Below are 10,745 nucleotides of genomic sequence, written 5' to 3'. Positions count from 1 at the left end.
GCTCCGCACAGCAACCACCACAGACCACCAAGAAGGAGAAGGCGACCAAGAACTTATCCACAACGTGAGCGTGAAGTTCACGAACCAGGGTGGGTCAGATCGAGATGGAAATGGTGGGTTAGGTTTGCGTGGAAATCAACACGCAGGAATTGCGRCCAGCTTGGAACCGTACTTTTGAGCGACAGAGCGGGTTTGATTGATCATGTTGATCTCCTGTTTGAAAGGTGCGGGATTGCACCCCATAGCCGATGGCGCTTCACAGCGTTGACCGGCTACAGGCTGAAATCTCAACTAGCTACGTCCCGGGAACGAAATTCCATTTGTTGCGATTGATAGGGTTGCCGCCTAGCGCCATCAGAGAGGCACAGAGCGGTGCAATTCGCGAAGGTCCACAACCTGCGCACGGTGAAATGGCTCTGCGTGGTCTTCGATAAGCTGGGCGACGGTTTCGAGGTCTTCGACCGCTACGGCTTCGCGCAGCAACATGACCCATTCGGGCTGGCCGTCCWCATATGAGGGGGCGAGGAATGCGCCCGTGGTTGCCGACTGGATCACGTAGAACATCACTGCACCTTGGGAGCTGGCTTGGCCTGTTCAACGGGGCGGATATCGACCAAGACCATCTTGGTTCCGTCCTGCGCTGCAGCAGCCATTTCAAAGGTGGCAATGGCCTTGATAGGCAGTGCTGCGCCGAGGTGTGCCCACTTGTCAAACTCTTTGGCGTCGCCGAGCTTGAAGGGGCGAGTGGCGCGACCGATGGAGCGGCCAGCACTGTTTTCGGCGAGGTCGACTTCGCAGTGAAACACGGTGCTGCTGAATGCGCGGCCATCGATGGAGCCYGCGCTTTCCTTGACGCCGTGGACGATGACTTCGGATTTGAATTGCATGGTGATTTCCTTGGGCCTTGTTGAGGGTTATGCGATGACGTGGCCAGCGTCTGCGCCCTTGAAAACTCGTTTGGTTGCGCGTTGATAAACGCGGGCTATTTCGTCGCGTGAAAAGCGGCGAAGGCGACCGGGAAGGCTTGCGCCTTGAACGATGGCTTCGAACTCGTCGTAATCCATGAGAGCGAACATGAGGGCCAAGCTAGGGCCAGCCACATCACGCACCCAGCGCTTGTTGCGGGTGACTTCGGCTTCGATGGTTTCAGCGGCCAAGCGACCGTTGCAGGCCAAGCTGGCGGGATTCAGTTCGATCTGTTCGTCTGCCTCACGCAGCAGCGCGGCATGCCATGGGCTGGCCTCTGCGAAGAAGTCGGCAGGGCGGCGCAGCATGCCCACATCGAGCACGCGAGCCTTGTTGCCCAAGCGAAGCTCTGCACGCATCCAACCGGATGCATCCTTGTCGCCGAAGAGCTGATGGCCTTTTTCGTAGATGTTGGTTTGCTTGCCAACTTCTTTGGAGCCGATGTAGAAGCTACGGCCCTTGCCGTTCATCCAGTCGCCGACCATGTTGCACTTGAGGCGCTTGCCGCCTGAGTCCATGAGGCCGTTTTCATAGTCGGCCTGAATGCGTTGCATGCCGCCCGTGATGCCATCAAAGAAATCAAGCGCGAGGTCACAGCGGGTGATGACGCCGTTTACTTCATCGACCAAATCGGCCATGTCAAAGCGCCAGGAGGGCTTTGCAAACGTGCAGGCTGTGCCGTAGAGGTTCACGTGCAGAGTGCGCTTTTGCGCTTGCTGGCGGGGACCGTCGCCACTGGCACCAAAGCCAACCCAACCGACCTCTTCGCCGTTGCGCTCAATGCTCCAACGGCTTTTGTAGAAGTCGTGCCCCTTGCGCACTTCGGAGGCAACATTGAAACCATCGCCAAGGGCATCGACCACGCGGAGGGCAAGCTCTGCGGCCTGAGCGCTGGGCGCAAAGTCTTCATCTGGCACTTGCTGCAGCTTGTGCATGAAGCGCGCAAAACGCTGGGCTTCATAGGTGCCGTACTGCTCTTCATGCTCAGACAGTGGCCGTTCCAACGTGCTTTGCACTGGAGGGGGAAACAGCACATCAGCGGGGGGCATAGGAGCGTTGCGCACTTGGCAGGTGAAGCGCAGCCAATCGATGTGCACCAGAACGCGGGTTTCGATGCGCTCAGCGATCAATCGGACCTTGACCTGATTGCCCTCAAGGACGAGGGAACAAGCCTTGTTGAGCTTGTTCAGCTTTGAGTTTGCTGGGCGGGTCATTCGGTGGTCCCTCCTTGGTTATCCCCGTGATTACCATCGGGGATGGTCGGCGCCTGCCCCGCCCCGGCGCCCGCACGTGCGGCGCATGCTTGCCCGGCGGGCGCCGCGCCCATAGAGCCGACTGCACACGAAGGACACACAGGGCGCATCCCTGCGGGACCGGGCTCTATGGCTGCGCCACCAAGCCCCGTAGGGTCTTGGCCCATGCGGGTAACGATCCCTTGCGCGGTGGCGCTGGCGGCGAGGGCGTTTTCAGCGGGTACGGGCTGCACAGCGGTTGACATGGGCGTGCCGCCCATACCCTGCCCCACGCACCCCTGCGGGGCCGCGCTAGTCGCGCTGCGCGGGTCCCCGGTTGTCTCCAAAGACAGGCGGGCGCGCAGGCCATCGATGTAGGGCGGCAGCAGGCGCGAAAGATCGAGCAGCAGATGCACGGCGCGACTCATGGCAACAGCCCCTGCATACCCTCAAGGCGCAGCACGTGGAGGCGGGCGCGCTCGACCTGGTGGCCGGTGCGCAGGAAAGCGCCGACCGCTGCAGCGCAGGCTTTGTAATCGGCAGCCTGTCTGGCACTGCCCTGGAGAACGGATTTCGGGACCGGGGCCGCAATGGCCCGCTTTGCCCGGTATTGCAGGTCGCGCTTTTCTTCGGGACTCATTGCAGCACCCCGTTATTGCGAGCGCCGTAGAGACCAACCTGTTTCCAATTGCGGTTGCACTCAGCAAAACGCACCATGGACTGGAGCAGTTCGTTCACGCTGCAATCGAGCTGGGCGGCTGTCTCACGCAACTTGGCAATGATTTCGGGCTTGTCGGTGAAATCGACGCGGGCCTTTTCAGCGCGGTAGGCGGCTTTGCGGGCCGCTGCACTGGCATGGACTGGGCGACGGCCCTTGCGCTTTTCGTTCCCGGTGCACTCCCCACCGTTTGCGATGCAAGCCACTGCACAACTGTCGCCATTGCTGCCRACTTCGGGGGGAGTGCAATCGTTAGCAGCTTCAGGGGCTGCAAATTCAGGGAGAACGAGCTGCAGGGCTGGCATGGGTGGCTCCATGGTGATAAAGTTGCATTACGCGTAACGGATAACACTAACCGCATTACGTAAAACGTAATTTACCACACAAATTACGGAATTGGTAATTTATTCTCTCTATGGAGGGTTGCCACTATGTATGCTGAATTAATCGAGAACCTGACAGCCGAAGATCGCAAAGCCCTGGCCGAGCAAGGTGTTCCGTCGTCGCGCGTGAGCGAATGGAAAACAGGCTTTAGAGTGCCAACCCGCCCTCAAGCACTGGCACTAGCCAGCGTCAAAGGCGTTGACTATATGGAGCTGGAGAAAGAGCTGGTAATGATCGAGGCGACGGAAGAAGCCAAGAAAAAGCCGGCAATGGCCAGCCTACTTGAACGCATTCGAATACTGTAATGACCGACCTCGAATTCATGGACCACGCCGAACAACTGCTGCTTGCCGTCGAACGCAGTTGTGATCGCATCAATGACACCTCGGATGCCGATGTGGACAGCCAGCGCTCGGGGGGCATGGTGACCTTGACCTTTCCCAACCGCAGCCAGATCGTGATCAACCTGCAAAAACCGCTGCACGAGGTGTGGATGGCCGCCCGTTCTGGCGGCTATCACTATCGTTTTGATGGCAGCCATTGGCAGGACACCAAGGGCGCCGGAGAATTTTTTGCATGCCTCACGCGCGATGCCTCGCAACAGTCCGGGATGTCGCTGCAGTTTGCCCCGTAACTTACCCCGCGCCCGCCCAGTTGAGGAGGGGCGCTGCGGATTATGCGGCGCTCAGTTTCGGAACAAGTCCAGGATGCGGCTGCGCTCTTCAGAAGGCGGAGGTGCTTGGGGCGTTACTGCGGGAGACGCGGACCGGTCGTCCACCCCCACGCTCGAAACACCCGCATTGCGTGCGTACTCCTCGTAGAACCACTCACCGCCCACATTCACGACACCGGGTGGCACTGTAGGCTCCATCACTGGCACGCCCTTCAGCGCACGCTCCATGAAGCTGATCCACACGGGCAGGCTGAGCCCGCCACCGGTTTCCCGGCTGCCCAGATTGCGTGGCGTGTCATATCCAATCCAAGTGACAGCCGCAATGGTGGGCTGGAACCCTGCGAACCACGCGTCCACCGAATCGTTGGTGGTGCCGGTTTTGCCATAAAGATCGGGGCGCTTGAGAGTGGCCTGGGCCCGCGCTGCAGTGCCGGTGCGGGTCACCTCCTGCAACAGACTGCTCATCACAAAGGCATTGCGTGCGTCGATGGCCCGGGGCTGCTCGTTGAGCGCTGGTGGCGTGATTTCTGAAATCACTCGCCCCTTGTGGTCAGTCACCTTGGCAATCAGCCAAGGATTGACGCGGTAGCCCCCGTTGGCAAACACGGAATAAGCGGATGCCATTTGCAGGGGCGTGACCGAGCCCGCACCCAGCGCCATGGTCAGGTAGGCCGGGTGCTTTTCTGGGTCGAATCCAAATCGTCCCACCCATTCCTGCGCGGTTTTGGGTCCTACGGCTTGCAGGATCCGGATGGAGATCATGTTTTTGGACTTCGCCAAGCCCGTGCGCATACTCATGGGGCCGTCGTACTTGCCGTCGTAGTTCTTGGGTTCCCAAGGCTGACCGCCGGTGATACCCGCATCAAAGAACAGCGGAGCATCGTTGATCACGGTGGCAGGCGTGAAGCCCTTTTCGAGCGCTGCTGAATAGATGAACGGCTTGAAGCTCGAACCAGGCTGGCGCCATGCCTGCGCTGCATGGTTGAACTTGTTCTTGTCAAAGTCGAATCCACCTACCAATGCCCGGATGGAGCCATTGCGGGGGTCAAGGGCTACAAAAGCCCCTTCCACTTCGGGCAGCTGTGTAATCTCCCATGCGCCCTTTGGTGTCTTGACTACTCGGATGACGGCGCCGCGCCGGATCTTGATATTGGGCGGCGCCTTGTCGCTGAGCCCCGACTGCGCTGGTTTGAGTCCATCGCCGGTGATCTCCAGTGAGTCCCCATTGGCTCGTGCGGCCAGGATGCGTTTGGTGGATGCTTCCAGCACCACAGCGGAGAGTACGTCTCCGTTGTCGGGGTGGTTGGCAAGGGCGTCATCAATGGCGTCCTCCACTTCCTGGGCTGCTGTGGGCAACGCAACGAACGTCTCTGGTCCCCGGTACTGCTGGCGCCGCTCGTAGTCCATGATCCCGCGCCGCAGGGCCACATAGGCGGCCTCTTGCTCCGCTGCATTGAGGGTGGTGTACACGTTGAGGCCGCGTGTGTAGGCCTCATTGCCGTACTGGKCGAAGATTAGCTGGCGGGTCATCTCTGCGACGTATTCCGCGTGGATGCGCGTGTTGTCGGGCCCCGTACGGATTTTCAACTCTTCTTTCTTGGCTTGCTCTGCTTGTTGCGCAGTGATGAAGCCGTTCTCTTCCATCCGTTCGATGATGTACTGCTGTCGAGCGCGGGCACGTTTGGGATTGCTGATGGGGTTGTAGGCAGATGGTGCCTTGGGCAAGCCCGCAAGCATTGCTGCTTCAGCAATGGAAACGGATTTCAGCGGTTTCCCAAAATACGCCTCGGAGGCTGCCGCAAATCCATACGCACGATTGCCAAGGAAAATCTGATTCATGTAAATCTCAAGAATCTGATCCTTGGTCAGCAAATGCTCCAATTTGAAAGTTAGTAAGATTTCGTAAATTTTGCGAGTAAATGTTTTTTCTGAGGACAGATAAACATTTCGCGCAACCTGCATGGTGATCGTCGAGGCGCCCTGGCTTTTCACACGGCCCAGATTGGCGAGGCCCGCACGCAGCACGCCTTTGTAGTCCACACCACCGTGCTGGAAGAAGCGAGAGTCTTCGATCGCCAGCACTGCGTCTTTCATGACCTGCGGAATCTCGTCGATGGGCGTGAGGTTGCGACGCTCTTCTCCAAACTCGCCCAACAAGGCCCCTTCCGCGGAATACACCCGCAGCGGCAATTTGGGGCGGTAGTCCGCCAAGTCAGAGATGTCCGGCAGGTTGGGGTAGGCCACCGACAGAGCCACAGCGACTGTGAGCGACAGGCCCACGGCCGCAGCCGCCGCCAGTCCAGTGATCCACAGAGCGATGCGAACCAACCAGCGAAGCCAACTGGGACGGGTGCGAGCAGGAGAGGAGTCCGACTTGTCGGAGGATTTCGAGGGGGAGGGCGGCATATCGCTCCGATGGGGTAAGACCACCCATTATAAAAATGTCCACCGCTGGGGTCGGAAATCCGGTTTCGTACTTGGCAAGGTGTCGCTGAAAGGCTTCCCGTAGTGGCCAAGCGGTATTGCAGTGCTCTGAAATTTCGTCTGCTTTTGGCAACGCTCTTCGGGCGTTACAGGGGGAAAAATCTTTGCCGGAGAACTATCTTACTGATAGCATTCATGTGAAGTGTTAAGTTTTGTTGCCTCATTTTGGCAAGTTACAGGGGACCAATCTTGATCTCAATGGGGTCTTTGTTCAATCGCCAGTCTGCTCCGCTGCTGGGAATCGACATCAGCTCCTCCAGTGTCAAGCTGGTGGAGTTGGGGCGCGATAAGGCAGGTAGTCTGGTGCTAGAGCGTTGCGCGATCGAGCCGCTGGAGCGAGGCTGGATCACCGATGGCAACATCGAAAAATTTGACGAAGTGGCCGACGCACTGCGCCGACTGGTCAAGAAGAGCGGCACTCGAACCAAAAACGTGGCACTGGCATTGCCCCCCTCTGCTGTGATCACCAAGAAGATTACGCTGCCGGGTGGAATGACGGAGCAGGAGCTTGAGGTTCAGGTCGAATCCGAAGCCAACCAGTACATCCCGTTTTCGCTCGACGAGGTTAGTTTAGATTTTTGCGTTATTGGTCCGAGTAAAAACGCGCCGGGGGACGTTGACGTTCTGATTGCTGCGTCTCGGCGCGAAAAAGTCCAAGACCGACAGGGCTTGGCGGAGGCAGCCGGGTTGAAGCCTGTTGTGGTCGATATTGAATCCCATGCATCACGACTGGCTGCAGGGCGTCTCATTGAAGCGCTGCCGAATAAAGGCGTCGATGCGATGGTGGCGCTTTTCGAGGTGGGAGCCTTGACGACCAGTATGCAGGTGATTCGGAACGAAGAGGTTCTGTATGACCGCGACCAAGCCTTCGGCGGCGCCCAGTTGACCCAACTGATTGTGCGCCAGTATGGCTTTTCGGTAGAGGAAGCCGAAAGCAAAAAGCGTAGCGGTGATTTGCCCGAAGACTATCAATCCGCAGTGCTTCGTCCCTTTGTTGACAGCATGGCTCAAGAAATCGGAAGGGCCTTGCAATTTTTCTTTACTAGTACGCCGCACAACCGTGTAGACCACATCATGTTGGCTGGTGGTTCTGCCCCGTTGCCTGGGCTGACGGAAGCAGTCACTCAACAAACGGGTTTTGCGTGCAGCGCTGTCAATCCATTTGACGGTATGGAAATCGGAAGTTCCGTGCGACTGAAAAAATGGTGCGCGAAGCACCGTCGTACCTTACCTCGTGCGGTCTTGCTATGCGGAGGTTTCTGCAGTGATTCTTATTAATCTTTTGCCTCACCGCGAGGAGGCACGCAAACGCCGCAAGGAGGCGTTCCAAGCGACGATGTTTGCGTCGTTTTTGTTGGGTCTCGCTATTGCTGGAGCTGTCTATTGGTGGTTTCAGATCATGATCACTGATCAGCAAAATAAGAACGCCTTTCTGCAGGCGGAGATAAAGGTGTTGGAGGGGCAGATCAAAGAAATTGCGTCTATTGAGGATGAAATCGCGTCTTTGCGTGCTCGGCAGAAGGCTGTGGAGGATCTGCAGTCCGATCGAAATTTGCCTGTTCATTTACTCACTGAGTTAGTCAAGCAATTGCCTGATGGGGTTTACATCACGGCGATCAAACAGTCCGGGCAGATGATTTCTATGCAGGGTATGGCGCAGTCTAATGAGCGTGTTTCTGAATTGTTGCGTAGTTTGTCCAGCAACACTCCATGGTTGGCTAAACCTGAGTTGGTAGAGATCACTGCAAGCTCAGTAGCTCTCAGCTCGCGAGACCAACGCCGCGTTTCGGCTTTCAATCTGAGATTTCAATTGGTGCGTGCTAGTGATGCCCAGAAGTTTATAGCGGCCGCTAGTGCTGCTGCCTCTTCGCCCGGGAAGGTTCAGTAATATGGCGAAAACAAAAGCAAAGTCGATAAATATCGCTCAACAGATGGAGGTGATTCGGAGGCAGTTCAAGAATCTGGATGCTAAAGACCCTTCAGTTTGGCCATTATTTCCAAAAACTATCCTTTGTATTTTTATTGCTGGCGTTGTTGCGGGAATTGCTTGGTTTGCATTTCTTCAAGATTATGAAGTGCAATTGAACACGGAGCGTGATGCGGAGTTCGCTTTGCGGGCTGACTATCAAAAAAAGCTTGTTAAAGCAGTTAGTTTGGATGCTCTAAAAAAGCAGCGCGAGCAAATACAGCAATACGTGATCCAGCTAGAAAAGCAACTTCCTAGTAAGGCTGAAATGGCTGCCTTGCTTTCCGATATAAATCAGTCGGGACTGGGGCGCAGTCTTCAGTTTGAGCTTTTCCGCCCCGGACAAGTGGTGGCGAGAGATTATTATGCTGAATTGCCGATCTCCATACGAGTGACTGGAAAATATCATGATATTGGCGCATTTGCCTCGGATATAGCACATCTCTCCCGCATTGTTACCTTGAACAACATGTCGATTACTCCGGGTGCTCGGGATGTTTTGACAATGGAGGCAACCGCACGGACTTTCAGATATCTTGATCCTGAGGAAATTCAGGCTCAGAAAAAAGCCGGAGGAGGCAAGTAATGAAAATATTTGCCAGTTTATTTGTCTCTATAAGCTCTTTAATGCTCTTGGGGTGCGGAGCGTCGGGTGAAGATGAGTTGAGGATTTGGATGGCGGATCAACGGGCAAGCACGAAACCCAGCGTTCAGCCCTTGACTGAGCCAAAAAAGTTTATCCCTGAGCCTTACAATCAAGAGGGTGCGGTGGAGCCYTTTAATCAAATCAAGCTAACGCAGGCACTCAAACGTGATTCTAACCAGGTAGCTGCCAACGTTACCTTAGTTGCGCCGGAGATGAATCGTCGAAAAGAACCTTTGGAAGCATTTCCTTTGGATACTATGTCAATGGTAGGTAGTTTGAACAAATCGGGGACGCCTACAGCCCTGATAAAAGTTGACAATCTTATTTATCAGGTAAGGATCGGGAACTACATTGGTCAGAGCTACGGAAAAATTATCGGAATCTCAGAAAATTCAATTCAACTCCGCGAGATAGCACAAGACGCTACAGGCGATTGGATAGAGCGTTCAGCATCGCTTGATCTGCAAGAGGGTAAAAAATGAAACAAAATAGTGGCACATTACTTAAATATTGCCGTGGCGCTGCTGTAGGCGTTTCAATGCTTTTCCTCTCACTAAGTGCATTTGCCGGGGGGGCTATCAGTGCTGTCTCCGCCAGTGTTCAAGCTGGCGTTGAAACTTTGAGAATAGATTTTTCTGAGCCTATCGTGTCCCCGCCAACGGGATTCGCAACGCAGTCGCCCGCACGCATCGCATTAGATTTTCAGGGGATTGCAAACAGCACTGGTAAATCGGGTTACGATATTAATTTTGGCAACTTGAAATCCGTGAATATTGTGCAGGCGGGTGAGCGCTCACGCATTGTTCTGAATTTAAAGACTCCTACTTCATATCGAACGGACATCCAGGGCGCATCATTGTTTCTTTTTCTGGATTCGTCGCCTGCGGTTGGTGGTGCGCCTGCTCAGGTAACGGCCTTTTCAGAGAGTCGTAACAATGACGTATTGCCCTTGAAAGATATAGATTTCCGGCGTGGATCAGATGGCGCCGGTAGGGTGATTGTAAATCTTTCTAGCAATCAGGTAGGCGTTGATTTGCAGCAGCAGGCCAAAGGCATTGTGATTGAATTCATGCGGTCCTCACTACCTGAAGGGTTGCGTCGAAAACTGGATGTCACAGATTTTGGTACGCCCGTTCAAACTGTAACTGCGACTCAGGCTGGTGAACGTGTCCGGATGCTTGTCGAGTCGAGTGGTGAATGGGAGCACAGTGCATACCAGAGTGATAATCAGTTTGTTGTCGAAATTCGACAGAAAAAAATCGACCTCAGTAAGCTAACGCAGGGGCCGGGATACTCTGGGGAGAAGCTGTCGTTAAACTTTCAGAATATCGAAGTAAGATCTTTGCTGCAGGTTATCGCCGACTTTACGAATTTCAATATAGTAACATCTGATACTGTCACTGGTGCATTGACACTGCGCCTTAAGGATGTACCTTGGGATCAGGCGCTCCAAATCATTATGGATGCCAAGGGTCTCGGTATGCGCAAGACTGGATCCGTCTTATGGATAGCCCCGAAAGACGAAATAGATGCTCGTACAAAGAAGGATTTCGAAGCTGCACAGGCTATCCAAAAGCTGGAGCCTCTTAAAACGCAGGCGTATCAACTCAATTATGCTAAAGCCTCTGATATTCTCACCCAATTGACAACTAGTACTGGATCAGCGGGTAGCACAA

Annotated in this window: 12 protein-coding genes and 1 pseudogene; 7 read left to right on the top strand and 6 right to left on the bottom strand. The window is 55.2% G+C overall.

What is annotated here, in order from left to right:
* Window positions 1–354: 354 nt before the first annotated feature.
* The 5 genes from AC04MI_RS20175 to AC04MI_RS20155 all read right to left on the bottom strand — a co-directional run bounded on the left by AC04MI_RS20175 (window position 355) and on the right by AC04MI_RS20155 (window position 3,221).
* Complete coding sequence (locus tag AC04MI_RS20175; protein ID WP_476498524.1) at window positions 355–564, bottom strand: hypothetical protein; 210 nt, start codon at window positions 562–564, stop codon at window positions 355–357.
* A complete protein-coding gene (locus AC04MI_RS20170; protein ID WP_436079221.1) occupies window positions 564–887 on the bottom strand; it encodes a hypothetical protein in 324 nt (107 codons plus the stop codon). Before AC04MI_RS20170 ends, AC04MI_RS20175 begins: the two co-directional genes overlap by 1 nt.
* Before the next feature lie 27 nt (window positions 888–914).
* Window positions 915–2,180: a replication initiation factor domain-containing protein gene (locus AC04MI_RS20165; protein ID WP_436079222.1), complete on the bottom strand. Its 1,266-nt coding sequence runs from the start codon at window positions 2,178–2,180 to the stop codon at window positions 915–917.
* Window positions 2,181–2,622: 442 nt separating this feature from the next.
* A complete protein-coding gene (locus AC04MI_RS20160; RefSeq protein ID WP_436079223.1) occupies window positions 2,623–2,838 on the bottom strand; it encodes a hypothetical protein in 216 nt (71 codons plus the stop codon).
* A complete protein-coding gene (locus AC04MI_RS20155) occupies window positions 2,835–3,221 on the bottom strand; it encodes a hypothetical protein (protein WP_436079224.1) in 387 nt (128 codons plus the stop codon). Before AC04MI_RS20155 ends, AC04MI_RS20160 begins: the two co-directional genes overlap by 4 nt.
* 126 nt (window positions 3,222–3,347) lie before the next feature.
* Between AC04MI_RS20155 and AC04MI_RS20150 the strand changes: the two genes are divergently transcribed.
* Both AC04MI_RS20150 and cyaY read left to right on the top strand, forming a co-directional pair.
* A complete protein-coding gene (locus tag AC04MI_RS20150) occupies window positions 3,348–3,605 on the top strand; it encodes a hypothetical protein (protein WP_436079225.1) in 258 nt (85 codons plus the stop codon).
* Window positions 3,605–3,934, top strand: coding sequence for an iron donor protein CyaY (gene cyaY, locus AC04MI_RS20145; RefSeq protein WP_056060182.1), 330 nt, complete (start codon window positions 3,605–3,607; stop codon window positions 3,932–3,934). Before AC04MI_RS20150 ends, cyaY begins: the two co-directional genes overlap by 1 nt.
* 51 nt (window positions 3,935–3,985) lie before the next feature.
* Here cyaY and AC04MI_RS20140 read toward each other — a convergent pair whose 3' ends face one another.
* A complete protein-coding gene (locus AC04MI_RS20140) occupies window positions 3,986–6,379 on the bottom strand; it encodes a penicillin-binding protein 1A (protein ID WP_476498523.1) in 2,394 nt (797 codons plus the stop codon).
* A gap of 267 nt (window positions 6,380–6,646) precedes the next feature.
* On the opposite strand from AC04MI_RS20140, the pseudogene AC04MI_RS20135 reads away from it, so the two are divergent.
* The 5 genes and pseudogenes from AC04MI_RS20135 to AC04MI_RS20115 all read left to right on the top strand — a co-directional run.
* A pseudogene (locus AC04MI_RS20135) lies at window positions 6,647–7,725 on the top strand (pilus assembly protein PilM).
* Window positions 7,722–8,345: a PilN domain-containing protein gene (locus tag AC04MI_RS20130; RefSeq protein ID WP_436079227.1), complete on the top strand. Its 624-nt coding sequence runs from the start codon at window positions 7,722–7,724 to the stop codon at window positions 8,343–8,345. The pseudogene AC04MI_RS20135 and the gene AC04MI_RS20130 overlap by 4 nt, the downstream one beginning before the upstream one ends.
* A gap of 1 nt (window position 8,346) precedes the next feature.
* Window positions 8,347–9,009, top strand: coding sequence for a type IV pilus inner membrane component PilO (locus AC04MI_RS20125; protein ID WP_436079228.1), 663 nt, complete (start codon window positions 8,347–8,349; stop codon window positions 9,007–9,009).
* Window positions 9,009–9,551, top strand: a complete 543-nt coding sequence (locus AC04MI_RS20120) for a pilus assembly protein PilP (protein WP_436079229.1) — start codon at window positions 9,009–9,011, stop codon at window positions 9,549–9,551. The genes AC04MI_RS20125 and AC04MI_RS20120 overlap by 1 nt, the downstream gene beginning before the upstream one ends.
* On the top strand, window positions 9,548–10,745 hold a 1,198-nt coding region (locus tag AC04MI_RS20115), incomplete at its 3' end, for a type IV pilus secretin family protein (RefSeq protein WP_476498522.1). The genes AC04MI_RS20120 and AC04MI_RS20115, both read left to right, overlap by 4 nt.

Source organism: Acidovorax sp. LjRoot204 (assembly GCF_056175785.1).
This window is presented reverse-complemented; position numbering and strand designations above follow the sequence as displayed.

Coding starts and splice junctions, on each gene's coding strand:
- AC04MI_RS20165 (WP_436079222.1), bottom strand. CDS start 2,180: ATGACCCGCCCAGCAAACTCAAAGCTGAACAAGCTCAACAAGGCTTGT.
- AC04MI_RS20160 (WP_436079223.1), bottom strand. CDS start 2,838: ATGAGTCCCGAAGAAAAGCGCGACCTGCAATACCGGGCAAAGCGGGCC.
- AC04MI_RS20150 (WP_436079225.1), top strand. CDS start 3,348: ATGTATGCTGAATTAATCGAGAACCTGACAGCCGAAGATCGCAAAGCC.
- cyaY (WP_056060182.1), top strand. CDS start 3,605: ATGACCGACCTCGAATTCATGGACCACGCCGAACAACTGCTGCTTGCC.
- AC04MI_RS20125 (WP_436079228.1), top strand. CDS start 8,347: ATGGCGAAAACAAAAGCAAAGTCGATAAATATCGCTCAACAGATGGAG.